The organism is Pseudomonas sp. PDNC002, from assembly GCF_016919445.1.
Lineage (GTDB): Bacteria > Pseudomonadota > Gammaproteobacteria > Pseudomonadales > Pseudomonadaceae > Pseudomonas.
Window position 1 is genome coordinate 275,082 of the sequence record NZ_CP070356.1, and the last position, 14,345, is coordinate 289,426.

At 65.4% G+C, this 14,345-nt stretch carries 12 protein-coding genes; 10 read left to right on the top strand and 2 right to left on the bottom strand.

What is annotated here, in order from left to right; genetic code table 11:
- Positions 1 to 335 precede the first annotated feature (335 nt).
- Together speB and JVX91_RS01390 are read right to left on the bottom strand one after the other, a co-directional pair.
- Complete coding sequence (gene speB, locus JVX91_RS01385) at positions 336 to 1,298, bottom strand: agmatinase (protein WP_205337677.1); 963 nt, start codon at positions 1,296 to 1,298, stop codon at positions 336 to 338.
- Between the two features lie 224 nt (positions 1,299 to 1,522).
- On the bottom strand, positions 1,523 to 2,620 hold the full coding sequence (locus tag JVX91_RS01390) for a polyamine ABC transporter substrate-binding protein (protein WP_205337678.1): 1,098 nt from the start codon (positions 2,618 to 2,620) through the stop codon (positions 1,523 to 1,525).
- Positions 2,621 to 2,729: 109 nt separating this feature from the next.
- Here JVX91_RS01390 and JVX91_RS01395 point away from each other — a divergent pair, with 109 nt between their 5' ends.
- The 10 genes from JVX91_RS01395 (at position 2,730) to purH (ending at position 14,238) form a co-directional block, all read left to right on the top strand.
- Positions 2,730 to 3,638 carry a LysR family transcriptional regulator gene (locus tag JVX91_RS01395; RefSeq protein ID WP_169936254.1) on the top strand — a complete coding sequence of 303 codons (909 nt, stop codon included), beginning with the start codon at positions 2,730 to 2,732 and terminating at the stop codon, positions 3,636 to 3,638.
- A gap of 145 nt (positions 3,639 to 3,783) precedes the next feature.
- Positions 3,784 to 5,637, top strand: coding sequence for a protein-disulfide reductase DsbD (locus JVX91_RS01400; RefSeq protein WP_205337679.1), 1,854 nt, complete (start codon positions 3,784 to 3,786; stop codon positions 5,635 to 5,637).
- A gap of 349 nt (positions 5,638 to 5,986) precedes the next feature.
- A complete protein-coding gene (gene aroQ / locus JVX91_RS01405; protein ID WP_015479055.1) occupies positions 5,987 to 6,430 on the top strand; it encodes a type II 3-dehydroquinate dehydratase in 444 nt (147 codons plus the stop codon).
- Positions 6,431 to 6,454: 24 nt separating this feature from the next.
- Entirely contained in the window at positions 6,455 to 6,919 is a 465-nt protein-coding gene (gene accB, locus JVX91_RS01410) for an acetyl-CoA carboxylase biotin carboxyl carrier protein (protein WP_054906435.1), read from the top strand.
- A gap of 17 nt (positions 6,920 to 6,936) precedes the next feature.
- Positions 6,937 to 8,286 (top strand): acetyl-CoA carboxylase biotin carboxylase subunit, encoded by a 1,350-nt coding sequence (accC, locus tag JVX91_RS01415; RefSeq protein ID WP_205337680.1) that lies wholly within the window; start codon positions 6,937 to 6,939, stop codon positions 8,284 to 8,286.
- 187 nt (positions 8,287 to 8,473) lie between these two features.
- Positions 8,474 to 9,352: a 50S ribosomal protein L11 methyltransferase gene (prmA, locus tag JVX91_RS01420; protein ID WP_205337681.1), complete on the top strand. Its 879-nt coding sequence runs from the start codon at positions 8,474 to 8,476 to the stop codon at positions 9,350 to 9,352.
- A gap of 60 nt (positions 9,353 to 9,412) precedes the next feature.
- Positions 9,413 to 10,996 (top strand): DUF3426 domain-containing protein, encoded by a 1,584-nt coding sequence (locus tag JVX91_RS01425; RefSeq protein ID WP_205337682.1) that lies wholly within the window; start codon positions 9,413 to 9,415, stop codon positions 10,994 to 10,996.
- 222 nt (positions 10,997 to 11,218) lie between these two features.
- Positions 11,219 to 12,226 (top strand): tRNA dihydrouridine synthase DusB, encoded by a 1,008-nt coding sequence (gene dusB / locus JVX91_RS01430; RefSeq protein WP_205337683.1) that lies wholly within the window; start codon positions 11,219 to 11,221, stop codon positions 12,224 to 12,226.
- Positions 12,223 to 12,543 (top strand): DNA-binding transcriptional regulator Fis, encoded by a 321-nt coding sequence (gene fis / locus JVX91_RS01435; RefSeq protein ID WP_024766365.1) that lies wholly within the window; start codon positions 12,223 to 12,225, stop codon positions 12,541 to 12,543. Before dusB ends, fis begins: the two co-directional genes overlap by 4 nt.
- A gap of 87 nt (positions 12,544 to 12,630) precedes the next feature.
- Complete coding sequence (gene purH / locus JVX91_RS01440; RefSeq protein WP_205337684.1) at positions 12,631 to 14,238, top strand: bifunctional phosphoribosylaminoimidazolecarboxamide formyltransferase/IMP cyclohydrolase; 1,608 nt, start codon at positions 12,631 to 12,633, stop codon at positions 14,236 to 14,238.
- Positions 14,239 to 14,345: the final 107 nt, after the last annotated feature.

Here is a 14,345-nt window from a genome sequence, read left to right on the forward strand (position 1 = left end):
GAGTCCGCTCCTACAGGATCAAAAGCCCCTCACCCTGGCCCTATCCCGGAGGGAGAGGGGACCGTACGGTGCAGGATGACACTCCAGCGTCAACCGGCACGATCAGCTCCCTCTCCCCTAGGGAGAGGGCTGGGGTGAGGGCACAGCCCAAGCACAGATTCCCAGGAAAAAGCGGTTGTTCCTGCCAAACCGCCTCAGAGCGCCTCGAGAACAGACTTCGACCGCCATGCCTTCCGCGGGTCGGTTCGCGAGCAAGCTCGCTCCTACAATTCGAATCCCCTGTAGGAACGAGGGGGACGCCCAGTTCTTGCTCGCGAACGCTCTTCAGGCCGAACTCAGCGCTCGCCCAGCTTGTGCCGTGCCGCGTACAGGCAAACCATCTCCATCGCCAGGGTCGCGCCGGCCAGGGCGGTGATCTCGGCGCTGTCGTAGGGCGGCGCCACTTCCACCACGTCCATCCCCACCAGGTTGATACCGCGCAGCGCGCGGAGGATCTCCAACGCCTGGTGCGAACTCAGCCCGCCGCACACCGGCGTGCCGGTGCCCGGAGCGAAGGCCGGGTCGAGGCAGTCGATATCGAAGGTCAGGTACACCGGGTTGTCGCCGACCCGTGCGCGGATGCGCTCGGCGATGGCTTGCGGCGAGTGACGATGGACTTCGCGGGCGTCCAGCACCTGGAAGCCCATCACGTCGTCATTGGTAGTGCGCAGGCCGACCTGCACCGAGCGCGACGGGTCGACCAACCCCTCGCGGGCCGCGTGGTAGAACATGGTGCCGTGGTCGATGCGCTGGCAGTCCTCGTCTGGCCAGGTGTCGCTGTGGGCATCGAAGTGGATCAGCGACAGCGGGCCGTGCTTCTTCGCGTGGGCCTTGAGCAGCGGGTAGCTGATGAAGTGGTCGCCGCCCAGAGTCAGCAGCGCGCAACCGGCATCGAGGATGCGCGCGGCATGGGCTTCGATGACGTCCGGGGTTTCCTGCGGCACGCCGTGATCGAAGGAGCAGTCGCCGTAGTCGATCACCGCCAGGTGGTCGAAGGGGTCGAATTCCCAGGGGAAGTGCCGGGCCCAGGCCATCTGCACCGAGGCCGCACGGATCGCGCGCGGCCCGAAGCGGCTGCCGGGGCGGTTGGTGGTGGCGGTGTCGAAGGGCACGCCGCTGACCACCAGGTCGACGCCGCGCAGGTCGCGGCTGTAGCGGCGACGCATGAAGCTGGTGATGCCGGCGTAGGTGGATTCCGCGCTGGTGCCATAAAGGCTGTCGCGGGTGATGGCCTGGTCGTTGTCGTTAGCGAGATCCATGGTGTCCTCATCAGTGTCTTTGGGTTATGTCCTGATAGCGCGGTGCCGGCGGAAGCCCCTCTCCCTAACCCTCTCCCTGAAGGGAGAGGGGACCGTTAGGTGCCGGCTGATACCTCAGCATCAGCCGGCACAGTCAGCTCCCTCTCCTGAGGGAGAGGGCTGGGGTGAGGGGAAACCGCCAGCACGATATTTGCGGCAGAAAGACAGTTGCTCCTACCTGGATATCAGGTGCGCGTACGGAACGCCGACCACAGCCGCGTGCGGTCGCGCTGCTGCTTCAGCGTCAGCAGTTGCTCACCGAACAATTTCTGGCGCATGGCGGCCGGCGGGTAGATGTCCGGGTCGCCGGCCACGTCGGCGTTGAGCAGCGGCGTGGCCTTCAGGTTGGCGTTGGCGAAGTACAGGGTGTTGGTCAGCTCGGCGATGGAGTCCGGGCGCAACATGAAGTCGATGAAGGCGCGGGCTTCCTGCGGGTGCGGCGCGTCCACCGGGATGGCCATGGTGTCGAACCAGATCAGCGTGCCTTCCTTGGGAATCCGGTAGATCACCTCGAACGGCTTGTTCGCCTGCTTCGCCTGCGCGGCACCCATCAGCGCATCGCCGGTGTAGGTCAGGGCGACGCACAGCGAACCATTGGCCAGGTCATTGATGTGCTTGCCGCTGGCGATGTAGCGCACGTTGGGCTGCAGCTTGCCCAGCAGCTCGCGGACCTGGGCGAGGTCGGCCGGGTCGGTGCTGTAGGGCGACTTGCCGAGGTAGTTCAGCGCGACGCTGATGACTTCCTGGGGCGAATCGATCAGCGAGATGCCGCAGTCGGCCAGGCGGCTGGCGTACTCGGGCTTGAACAGCAGGTCGAGGCTGTCCAGCGGCGCATCGGGGATGCGCTTGAGCACGGCGTCCTTGTTGAGGGCGAGGCCCACGGTGCCCCAGGTGTAGGGCACGCCGAAACGGTTGCCCGGATCGATGGTAGCCAGCTTGGCCAGCAGTTCCGGGTCGAGATTGGCGAAGTTCTTCAACTGCGCATCGTTCACCGGCTGTACGGCCTTGGCCTGAATGGCGCGGGCCAGCCCGCTGCTGGCGGGGAAGACGACGTCGTAACCGCTGCGGCCGGTCATCAGCTTGCTGTCGAGCACCTCGGCGCTGTCGAAGGTGTCGTATTTGACGCGGATGCCGGTTTCCTTCTGGAAACGCTGCAGCGCGTCGGCGCCGACGTAATCCGCCCAGTTATAGAGGTTGAGCACCCGCTCCTGCGCCTGCAGGGGCACGGCCAGGGCTACGGCCAGAACCGCGAGAGAAGCCCGGAAGAACGCACGCATGATCATCGCCTCGAGATTGTTGTAGTTGTGGGGCGAGCATGGCGCGGGCTTTACTTTGCAAAAATACAAAGTTAATTACTTTGGCATTTCTTCCTGACAATGTTTGGAGCCCGCCATGCTCAGCCAATTGCGCGACCTCGACCTGCAGTTGCTGCGCCTGTTCGTGACCGTGGTGGAGTGCGGCGGCTTCAGCGCGGCGCAAGGCGAGCTGGGGCTGAGCCAGCCGAGCATCAGCATCCAGATGGCCAAGCTGGAGACGCGCCTGGGCTATCGCCTGTGCGAACGCGGCAAGGGCGGCTTCCGCCTGACACCCAAGGGCGAGCACCTGCTGCAATCGACGCGGCGCCTGTTCGTCGCCATCGAGGGCTTCCGCGACGAGGCGCGCGGCGTAGCGGACAAGCTGCTGGGCGAGGTGCGCATCGGCCTGTCCGAGGGCCTGGATGTGGAGGTGCTGGCGCAGTTGTCCGGGGCGATCCGCCGCTTCCGCCAGCGCAACGAAGCGGTCAGCCTGGAACTGGTGACAGCCACGCCCGCCGAGCTGGAACGCCTGTTGCTGCAGGACCGGTTGCACCTGGCGGTCGGCTACTTCGCCGGCACCCAGGCGGCGCTGGAGCACCACACCCTATTCGTCGAACCCCAGGGCCTTTATTGCGGTGCGGGCCATCCTGCGTTCACGGAAACGAAACCGACCCGCGATTCCCTGGCCGACGCCGACCAGGTGCTGCACCCCTACCGTTTCATCGCCGCCGACGAGCCGTTGCAGACGAGCCGCAGCAGCGCGCGCTGCGAACAAGTCGATGGCAGCCTGGCCTTCATCCTTTCCGGCGCGCACATCGGCTATCTGCCCAAGCACGTCGCCCAGCCCTGGATCGAGCGCGGCCAACTGCGCGAACTGCTGCCCGACGAGCTGGGCTTCGACGTGGCCTTCAGCCTGACCCGCCACCGCGGCCGCCACCCCGGCGATGCCGAGCAGGCCTTCGTCAGCGATCTTCTGGCAGCCTTCGGCCAGCACGCGGCCGATTGACGCAGGCGCGTCTTTGGAACCCGGAGGCTCTGGCGCAGTCCCAAGCGACCGATCACTTCTTGTGACAGCTCTTCGGCCAGCGGCGCGGGCCGCGCCGGGAGCTTTCCGCTATCATGCCCGCCACCCTGTAGTCCGCGAGATGTCCATGCGCCGCCTGCTCACCCTGCTCCTGCTTCTCGTCGCCCTGCCCGCCTCCGCCGGCCTGTTCGACAAACCCGCCGACAAGGGCGGCTTCGCCGCCGGGCAACCGGCCAAGGGCGATTTCCTGCCGGTGGCCGAGGCCTTCCGCGTCAGCGTCGAGGACAGCGACAGCCAGCAGGTGAAGCTGCGCTTCATCAATGCCGACGGCTACTACCTCTACCAGCACCGTTTCAGCTTCAAGATCGAACCCGCCGACAGCGGCGTGACCGTGGGCGACGTGAAGCTGCCGCAGGGCAAGCAACACCACGACGATTACTTCGGTGACACCGTCGTCTACTACGCCATCACCGACATCGACGTGCCGCTCAACAACCCGCAGCACAAACCCTTCACCCTCGTCGTCGGCTACCAGGGCTGCGCCGACAAGGGCCTGTGCTACGCGCCGGAAACTACCCGCCTGCAGATTGCCGACGGCCAGGCCGCCAGCGTCGTGACCGGCGCTGCGCCCTCCGCCGCCGCCCAACCCGCGTCCGGCGCGAGCAATCCGCTGGCCAGCCTGCTGGGCGACCATGAGCCAGGCAAGATCAAGAAGCTCGGCCGTGCCCTGGTGATCTTTTTCCTGCTGGGCCTGGCGCTGACCTTCACCCCTTGCGTGCTGCCGATGCTGCCGATCCTCTCCGGCGTGGTCCTGCGCGGCCGTCCGGGCGGCATGCGCGGCCTGGCGCTGTCGCTGGCCTACGTGCTGCCGATGGCGGCCTGCTACGCGGTGCTCGGCACGCTGATGGGCCTCTTCGGCGCCAAGCTCAACCTGCAGGCGATGCTGCAATCGCCCTGGGTACTGATCCCCTTCGCGGCCTTCTTCGTGGTCTTCGCCGTGGCCATGTTCGGCGTGTTCGAGATGCGCCTGCCGGGCTTCCTGCGCGAACGCCTGGACAACATGGCCAACAACACCCGCGGCGGCTCCATCGCCGGCGCGGCGACCCTGGGCGTGCTCTCCAGCCTGCTGGTGTCGCCCTGCGTCACCGCCCCGCTGGCCGGCCTGCTGCTCTATATCAGCAGCACCGGCGACGCAGTGGGCGGCGGCCTGCTGCTGTTCTCCCTGGGCCTGGGCATGGGCACGCCACTGGTGATCTTCGCCGTCGGCGGCGGAGCAATGCTGCCCAAGAGCGGCGCCTGGATGAACGCCGTGCGCAACGTCTTCGGCGTGATGCTGCTGGCAGTGGCCATCTGGATGCTCGAACGCCTGGTCTCCGGCCCGGTGGCGCTGACCCTCTGGGGCACGCTGGCCGGCGGCGTCGCCGTGGCCATCGGCACCCTCGAACTGGGGCCGAAGAAGCCGCTGCAACGTGCCGGCCAATTGCTCGGCCTTATGTTGCTGGTCTATGCCGTCGCCGCCTGGACCGGCGCCCTGCGCGGCGAATCCGACCCGCTACACCCGCTGGGCCGCAGCGGCGTGAGCAGCCACGCCGGACCGCCGAGCTCCACACCCGGCGACTGGCAGAACATCACCACGCCAGCCCAGTTGGACGCAGCGCTGCGCAGCGCCTCGGCCAGCGGCCGCCCGGTACTGCTGGACTGGTATGCGGATTGGTGCATCAGTTGCAAGATCATCGAGCGCCAGGTACTGCCGGCGCCGGAAGTCCAGTCACAACTGCCCGGTTTCGTCCTGCTGCGTTTCGACATGACCGCCAGCACCGAGGAGCAGCGCGCCCTGCTCGACCGCTACAACCTGTTCGGCCCGCCCGCGCTGCTGTTCTTCTCGCCAAAAGGCGACGAATGGAGCGACCTGCGCATCATCGGCGAGACCGATGCCGCCACCCTCGCCGACCGCCTCAAACAGGCGGGAACGCGCTCCTGAGAACCTGCTTGCAATCTCGCGAGCTAGAGCAGGGCAAGGCAAAAACGAGCGAGGAAGCGGAGTTTACGAGTAGTAAATGAGCATGACTCGCTGCGCTCGCCCCTTCGGGCCGCACTGAAGTGCGTTAGCCGCAAGCGGCTTCCGACCCCGTTTTTAACGCGGCCATGCCGACGCGCAGCAGGTTGCAAGCAGGTTCTGATCACAGTTTGACTGCAACGGTTCTGCCGTAATCGGCTGGCAACATGCTGACATCTACGGCAAAACCCGCATGACTGGACAGTCACGCCGGCTTTCCGGCATAGTCCCGCCCTATCTTTATCCCGCCAAGAACAAGGACTACAGCATCCAGATGGCGACCTTACTGGTACTGCACGGGCCCAACCTCAACCTGCTGGGCACCCGCGAGCCCGACAAGTACGGCTCCGTCACCCTTGAGCAGATCAACCAGGACCTGGAGCGCCGCGCCCGCGAAGCCGGCCACCACCTGATGCACCTGCAGAGCAACGCCGAGTACGAACTGATCGACCGGATCCACGCCGCGCGCAACGAAGGCGTGGACTTCATCCTGATCAATCCGGCCGCTTTTACGCATACAAGTGTCGCCCTACGTGACGCATTGCTCGCAGTGAGCATCCCATTCATCGAAGTGCACCTCTCCAACGTGCACAAACGTGAACCTTTCCGGCATCACTCCTACTTCTCCGACGTGGCGGTAGGGGTGATCTGCGGTCTGGGCGCCACAGGCTACCGCCTGGCCCTGGAATCCGCCCTTGAACAACTTGAACGCCCGTGACCTCACCTGGGAGAGCGAACACTGATGGACATCCGTAAAGTCAAGAAACTGATCGAACTGCTCGAAGAATCCGGTATCGACGAACTGGAGATCAAAGAGGGCGAAGAGTCCGTACGCATCAGCCGTCACAGCAAGACCGCCGCCCAGCCGATCTATGCTGCCGCTCCTGCCTACGCTCCGGCTCCGGCTCCCGCCGCAGCTCCGGTCGCCGCTGCCGCTCCGGCCGCTGAAGCCGCCCCGGCTGCGCAGAACCTGGCCGGCGCCGTGCGCTCGCCGATGGTCGGCACCTTCTACCGCGCTGCCTCGCCGACCTCCGCCAACTTCGTCGAAGTCGGCCAGAGCGTGAAGAAAGGCGACATCCTCTGCATCGTCGAAGCCATGAAGATGATGAACCACATCGAGGCCGAGACCAGTGGCGTGATCGGTCAGATCCTCGTGGAGAACGGTCAGCCGGTCGAGTTCGACCAGCCCCTGTTCACCATCGTTTAAAGCGCGGGGAGCCTGCGATGTTGGAAAAAGTACTGATCGCCAACCGCGGCGAAATTGCGCTGCGCATCCTGCGCGCGTGCAAGGAGCTGGGCATCAAGACAGTGGCCGTGCACTCGACCGCCGACCGTGAGCTGATGCACCTGTCGCTGGCCGACGAAGCGGTCTGCATCGGTCCGGCCCCGGCCGCGCAGTCCTACCTGCACATTCCGGCGATCATCGCCGCGGCCGAGGTCACCGGCGCCGTGGGTATCCACCCCGGCTACGGTTTCCTCGCCGAGAACGCCGACTTCGCCGAGCAGGTCGAACGCTCCGGCTTCACCTTCATCGGCCCGAGCGCCGACGTCATCCGCCTGATGGGTGACAAGGTGTCCGCCAAGGACGCCATGAAGAAGTCCGGCGTACCGACCGTACCGGGCTCCGACGGCCCGCTGCCCGAAGACGAAGAAACCGCGCTGGCGATCGCCCGCGAGGTGGGCTACCCGGTGATCATCAAGGCCGCCGGTGGCGGTGGTGGTCGCGGGATGCGCGTCGTGCACCACGAGGAAGACCTGATCAAGTCCGCCAAGCTGACCCGCACCGAAGCGGGCGCGGCCTTCGGCAACTCGATGGTCTACCTGGAGAAGTTCCTGACCAACCCGCGTCACGTGGAAGTCCAGGTGCTCTCCGACGGCCAGGGCAACGCCATCCACCTGGGCGACCGCGACTGCTCCCTGCAGCGTCGTCACCAGAAGGTGCTGGAAGAAGCCCCAGCCCCGGGCATCGACGAGAAGGCCCGCGCCGAAGTGCTGGCCCGCTGCGTCCAGGCCTGCGTGGAAATCGGCTACCGTGGCGCCGGCACCTTCGAGTTCCTTTACGAGAACGGCCGCTTCTACTTCATCGAGATGAACACCCGCGTTCAGGTGGAGCATCCGGTGTCGGAGATGGTCACTGGCATCGACATCGTCAAGGAGATGCTCAGCATCGCCTCGGGCAACAAGCTGTCGATCAAGCAGGAAGACGTGGTCATCCGTGGCCATGCGCTGGAATGCCGGATCAACGCCGAAGACCCGAAGACCTTCATGCCCAGCCCCGGCAAGGTGAAACACTTCCATGCACCGGGCGGCAACGGCGTGCGTGTGGATTCGCACCTGTACAGCGGCTATGCCGTACCGCCGAACTACGACTCGCTGGTGGGCAAGGTCATCACCTACGGCAAGGACCGCGCGGAAGCCCTGGCGCGCATGCGTAATGCGCTGGACGAGCTGATCGTCGATGGCATCAAGACCAACACCGAGCTGCACAAGGAGCTGGTCCGCGACAAAGAGTTCTGCAAGGGTGGCGTGAATATCCACTACCTGGAGAAGAAGCTGGGCATGGACAAGCACTAAGCGCTTGTTGAAAGCCTGCCTTGCGCTCCACCACAAGGGCTGCCTCCGGGCGGCCCTTGTGCTTTGCGTACCCCGCACGCTGGCATGGCCCGGTGCCGTGCAGTAAGCTTGCCGCCTTTATCTACGGGCCGCCTGGGCGGTCCGTTGTCTTTTCCAGCAGCATCCCAGCACTATCGAGGTACCGCCCATGCCCTGGCTCCAAGTCCGACTCGCCATCACCCCGGATCAGGCGGAAACCTACGAAGATGCGCTGCTGGAAGTCGGCGCCGTGTCCGTGACCTTCATGGACGCGGAAGACCAGCCGATCTTCGAACCTGACCTGGGCACCACCCCGCTGTGGAGCCACACCCATCTGCTCGCCCTGTTCGAGGCGGACACCGACGAAACCTCGCTCCTTGCCCATCTGACCCTGCTGACCGGCGGCGAGCTGCCGCAGCACCAGATCGAGCGCATCGAGGACCAGGACTGGGAGCGCAGCTGGATGGACAACTTCCAGCCCATGCGCTTCGGCCGCCGCCTGTGGATCGTCCCGAGCTGGCACGACGCCCCGGAGCCGGAGGCGGTGAACCTGCTGCTCGATCCGGGCCTGGCCTTTGGTACCGGCACCCACCCGACCACCGCGCTGTGCCTGGAATGGCTCGACGGCCAGGAGCTGGCCGGCAAGCAAGTGCTGGATTTCGGTTGCGGCTCGGGCATCCTCGCCATCGCCGCGCTGCTGCTGGGCGCCGAACAGGCTGTCGGCACCGATATCGACCCGCAGGCGCTGGAAGCCTCGCGCGACAACGCCTCGCGCAACGGCATCGACCCGGCGAAATTCCCCGTCTACCTGCCCGCTGATCTGCCCAGGGAACCCACGGACGTCCTGGTGGCGAACATTCTTGCCGGTCCGCTGGTCACATTGGCAGAGCAGCTCACCGGCCTGGTGAAATCCGGCGGGCTGTTGGCCCTCTCGGGCATCCTCGCCGAACAGGCCGAGGAAGTGCGTGCCGCCTATGCCGGCGCCTTCGACCTCGACCCGACCGCCGAGCGCGATGGCTGGATCCGCATCACGGGCCGCCGCCGCTGAGTGCCCGTCACACGGGGCTTGAGTTAGACTAACCGCCTGATTTTTCCGTCGGACCGCCGCATGAGCGACAGCTTCATCACACAGTGCCCCCATTGCCAGACCCGTTTCCGCGTCAACGCGGCGCAACTGGGCGCGGCCAGCGGTGCTGTGCGCTGCGGAACCTGCCTGAAGGTGTTCAACGCCCCGCAGAACATGCTGAGCGAGCCGACGCTGGCGGCGCCGGCCCCCGCCGCATCGCCGACGCCGTCCCCTGTAGCGGAATCCGTCGTCCAGCCGGCACCGCCGAAAGCCCCGGAGCCGGTCGCTCCCGAACCCGCCCCCACTCCGGCTTTCACTGCCTATACCCCTGAAAAGACAATGGCGCCCACCGCGCCCAGTACCGCCACGCTCGGCTGGCCCCTGGCGCCCCACGCGGCGCGGCACTCCAGCGATGTGGCGGAAAAGCCCAGCGCGGCCGAGCCCAAGGTGGAAAACGGGCCCTCGACTGTTTCCGAGCCGACACCAGCGGTCACAGCGCCCACGGTGATCGCACCGGCAGCGACCGTCACCAGCGAACCGACCAGGCCTGCCGCGAGAAAGGACGAGACGCTGTGGATCCACGACGATCTCGACCTGGACAGCCTCAATCTCGACGAAGAACTGGCCAAGCTCGATGAATTCGAGCTGTCCCAGGAATTCCTCAGCATCGAACGCGCACCGAAGCCCAGCGAAGCGCTGCTCGCCCGTGAGGAGGAAAAGCGCGACCCGCACGACGAGCGCTGGGCAGAAGCCCTGCTGGAAGAAGAGCAGAGCGGCGCCAGCCGTGCCTCGCGCCAGGAGCCCAGTCTCGGCCAGTTGCCGACCGAAGAGCCGGACGAGCCCGCATCCGATGCTCGCCTGGTGGCCGATCAGGAACCCGAGCCGGAAGAGCCCGAGGCAGAACCGGCAGACGAACCCCGGATCGATCCGGCGCCCTTCAGCGCCGTGGAAGACGAGGAAAAACTGCCTGCCTTCAGCGCCCGTCGTGATGACGACGAGCACGAGGCCGACGACGAACACGACGAAGAGCCGCTGGCCGGCCAGGGCAGCGACAATCGGCGCGCCGAACCGGGGCTGCGTAACGACAGCCTCCACGATCTGAGCGACGAGCCGCTGCAACTGGACTGGCAGAAGCCCAAGCGCCGCTGGGGTCGCCGCCTGTTCTGGCTGCTGCTGGTCCTGCTCGCCCTCGCAGGCCTCGCCGGGCAATACATCGCCTATCACTTCGACGAACTGGCCCGCCAGGACGAATATCGCCCGTGGTTCGCCCAGGCCTGCCCGGAGCTGGGTTGCACCCTGCCCTCCAAGGTCGATGTGGAGCAGATCCGCAGCAGCAACCTGGTGGTGCGCAGCCACCCGGACTTCAGCGGCGCTCTGGTGGTGGATGCGATCATCTACAACCGCGCCAACTTCTCCCAGCCCTTCCCGCTGCTGGAAATGCGCTTCGCCGACCTGAACGGCCAACTGCTCGCCAGCCGCCGTTTCAAGCCCAGCGAATACCTCTCCGGCGAACTTGCCGGGCAGAGCGAGATGCCGCCGCAGACGCCGATCCACATCTCCCTGGACATCCTCGATCCGGGTCCCAAGGCGGTGAACTACAGCCTGAGCTTCCACTCGCCGGAATGACCCGGCGGGTAGCTCAAAGCGCCTGAGAGCGCCAGTTCCGCTCGTCTTCCTACGCTGGGCAATAAGCCTTCAGCTGCTCAGAATTTATCCAAAATCGCCTTTATCCGGTCATCGAGAGCGGGTATCATGCCCTCCCTTTTTTGCTAGCACCGGTGGCAGGCCCCGAAACGCATCCGCGAGTTGTACAGCGCGCGGCGCCTCGGTGTTCCCGCCCCATTGACCATGGAAAACCAGTCGGTGGTACGCATCGGCTCCTACACACTGCCCAACAGACTGATCCTGGCCCCGATGGCCGGCGTCACCGATCGTCCGTTCCGCCAGCTGTGCCGCCGCCTCGGCGCCGGCATGGTGGTGTCCGAGATGGTCACCAGCGACGTCCGCCTGTGGAACAGCCGCAAGTCGCGCCTGCGCCTGCAGCACGACAACGAAGATCAGCCACGTTCGGTGCAGATCGCCGGCGGCGACCCGCAGATGCTCGCGGAAGCTGCCCAGCGCAATGTGGAGCTCGGCGCCCAGATCATCGACATCAACATGGGCTGCCCGGCAAAGAAGGTGTGCAACAAGGCCGCGGGTTCCGCGCTGATGAAGGATGAACGGCTGGTGGCCGACATCCTCGAAGCGGTGGTCGCGGCGGTAGAGGTTCCCGTCACCCTGAAGATTCGCACCGGTTGGGACCGGTCGAACAAGAACGGTGTGACGGTGGCGCGGATCGCCGAGCAGTCGGGCATCCAGGCGCTGGCGGTGCACGGCAGGACCCGTGCCGACCTCTACACCGGCGAGGCGGAGTACGAAACCATCGCGGCGATCAAGCAGGCGGTTTCGATACCGGTTTTCGCCAATGGTGATATCGATTCACCGCGCAAGGCACGGCAGGTGTTCGAGCAGACGGGCGTGGACGCCCTGCTGATCGGACGCGCCGCCCAGGGCAATCCCTGGATCTTCCGCGAGATCGATCATTACCTGAGCACCGGCGAGGTGTTGCCGGCGCCGAGTCTGCACGAGGTGCAGAGCATCCTGCTCGAACACCTCGCTGCATTGCATGCGTTTTATGGGGAGGAAATGGGTGTGCGAATTGCCCGCAAGCATGTGGGCTGGTACCTCGCAACCCTACCGGGAGCGGCGGAGTTCCGTTCCCAGTTCAATCGTTTGCAGGACACGGATGCACAGAGCGCCAGCGTCAGGCAGTTCTTCGCCGAGCGCCACAATAACGGAGAAGGGGTGGCCGCATGACAACGATGACCGAGACATTAGTGAGTGGAATGACACCCGTGAGCGACAACGCCAACCTTAAACAGCACCTGACCACTCCGACGCAGGAGGGCCAGACCCTCCGCGACAGCGTGGAAAAGGCACTGCACAACTATTTCGCCCATCTCGAAGGGCAGCCGGTCACGGACGTGTACAACATGGTGCTTTGCGAAGTCGAAGCGCCGCTGCTGGAAACCGTCATGAACCACGTGAAGGGTAACCAGACCAAAGCCTCCGAACTGCTGGGGCTGAACCGCGGAACCCTGCGCAAGAAACTCAAGCAGTACGACCTTCTCTGACAGGTGGCAGTCGCAGGCCCGCGACCGCAAGGTCAGCCGGGCCCACGCCTGACACGCGAAAAGCCCGAAGCCTTTGTGGAAGCCGTTATGACCGACCAAACCACCCGCCTGCCCATCCGCCGTGCGCTGATCAGCGTTTCCGACAAGACCGGCGTCGTCGACTTCGCCCGTGAGCTGGTTGCCCTTGGCGTGGAAATCCTCTCCACCGGCGGCACCTACAAGCTGCTCACGGACAACGGCATCGCCGCCGTGGAAGTGGCCGACTACACCGGCTTCCCGGAAATGATGGACGGCCGCGTGAAGACCCTGCACCCGAAAGTGCACGGCGGCATCCTCGGCCGTCGCGACATCGACGGCGCGGTGATGGAAGAGCACGGCATCAAGCCGATCGACCTGGTGGCGGTCAACCTCTACCCGTTCGAAGCGACCGTGGCCAAGGCCGACTGCGACCTGCCGACCGCCATCGAGAACATCGACATCGGCGGCCCGACCATGGTCCGTTCCGCGGCGAAGAACCACAAGGACGTCGCCATCGTGGTCAACGCCGGCGACTACGCCGGCGTCGTCGAAGCCCTGAAAGCCGGCGGCCTGACCTACGCCCAGCGTTTCGACCTGGCCCTGAAGGCCTTCGAGCACACCTCGGCCTACGACGGCATGATCGCCAACTACCTGGGCACCATCGACCAGGCGCGCGACACCCTGTCCACCGCTGACCGTGGCGCCTTCCCGCGTACCTTCAACAGCCAGTTCATCAAGGCGCAGGAAATGCGCTACGGCGAGAACCCGCACCAGAGCGCGGCGTTCTACGTCGAGGCGAAGAAGGGCGAGGCCAGCGTCTCCACCGCCATCCAGCTGCAAGGCAAGGAACTGTCATTCAACAACGTGGCCGACACCGACGCCGCGCTGGAGTGCGTGAAGAGCTTCGTCAAGCCGGCCTGTGTCATCGTCAAGCACGCCAACCCGTGCGGCGTGGCCGTGGTTCCGGAGAACGAAGGCGGCATCCGCAAGGCCTATGACCTGGCCTACGCCACCGACACCGAGTCGGCCTTCGGCGGCATCATCGCCTTCAACCGCGAACTGGACGGCGACACCGCCCAGGCCATCGTCGAGCGCCAGTTCGTCGAAGTGATCATCGCGCCGAAAATCTCCGAAGCCGCCCGTGCCGTGGTTGCTGCCAAGGCCAACGTGCGCCTGCTGGAATGCGGCGAATGGCCGGCCGAGCGTGCGCCGGGCTGGGACTTCAAGCGCGTCAACGGCGGCCTGCTGGTACAGAGCCGCGACATCGGCATGATCACCGCCGATGACCTGAAGATCGTCACCCAGCGCGCCCCGAGCGAGCAGGAAATCCATGACCTGATCTTCGCCTGGAAAGTCGCCAAGTTCGTCAAATCCAACGCCATCGTCTACGCCAAGGCCCGCCAGACCGTCGGCGTTGGCGCTGGCCAGATGAGCCGCGTGAACTCCGCCCGCATCGCCGCCATCAAGGCCGAACATGCCGGTCTGGAAGTGAAAGGGGCGGTCATGGCTTCCGACGCCTTCTTCCCGTTCCGCGACGGCATCGACAACGCTGCCAAGGCCGGTATCACTGCGGTAATTCAGCCGGGCGGTTCGATGCGTGATAACGAAGTGATCGCCGCTGCCGACGAAGCCGGCATTGCCATGGTATTCACCGGCATGCGCCACTTCCGCCATTAAGGTGGATGGGACGCACTGAAGCAGGCATCTGCTGCGTTGCCCGAACGTTCCCCAATGCTCATTGCCAGAAGGCAACTCCGCTTGGTGAACGCTCGGGCGCCTTGCAT

Excerpts from the sequence above, each read along its gene's own strand:
- speB (WP_205337677.1), bottom strand. The coding sequence starts at position 1,298 with ATGGATCTCGCTAACGACAACGACCAGGCCATCACCCGCGACAGCCTT.
- JVX91_RS01390 (WP_205337678.1), bottom strand. The coding sequence starts at position 2,620 with ATGATCATGCGTGCGTTCTTCCGGGCTTCTCTCGCGGTTCTGGCCGTA.
- JVX91_RS01395 (WP_169936254.1), top strand. The coding sequence starts at position 2,730 with ATGCTCAGCCAATTGCGCGACCTCGACCTGCAGTTGCTGCGCCTGTTC.
- JVX91_RS01400 (WP_205337679.1), top strand. The coding sequence starts at position 3,784 with ATGCGCCGCCTGCTCACCCTGCTCCTGCTTCTCGTCGCCCTGCCCGCC.
- aroQ (WP_015479055.1), top strand. The coding sequence starts at position 5,987 with ATGGCGACCTTACTGGTACTGCACGGGCCCAACCTCAACCTGCTGGGC.
- accB (WP_054906435.1), top strand. The coding sequence starts at position 6,455 with ATGGACATCCGTAAAGTCAAGAAACTGATCGAACTGCTCGAAGAATCC.
- accC (WP_205337680.1), top strand. The coding sequence starts at position 6,937 with ATGTTGGAAAAAGTACTGATCGCCAACCGCGGCGAAATTGCGCTGCGC.
- prmA (WP_205337681.1), top strand. The coding sequence starts at position 8,474 with ATGCCCTGGCTCCAAGTCCGACTCGCCATCACCCCGGATCAGGCGGAA.
- JVX91_RS01425 (WP_205337682.1), top strand. The coding sequence starts at position 9,413 with ATGAGCGACAGCTTCATCACACAGTGCCCCCATTGCCAGACCCGTTTC.
- dusB (WP_205337683.1), top strand. The coding sequence starts at position 11,219 with ATGGAAAACCAGTCGGTGGTACGCATCGGCTCCTACACACTGCCCAAC.
- fis (WP_024766365.1), top strand. The coding sequence starts at position 12,223 with ATGACAACGATGACCGAGACATTAGTGAGTGGAATGACACCCGTGAGC.
- purH (WP_205337684.1), top strand. The coding sequence starts at position 12,631 with ATGACCGACCAAACCACCCGCCTGCCCATCCGCCGTGCGCTGATCAGC.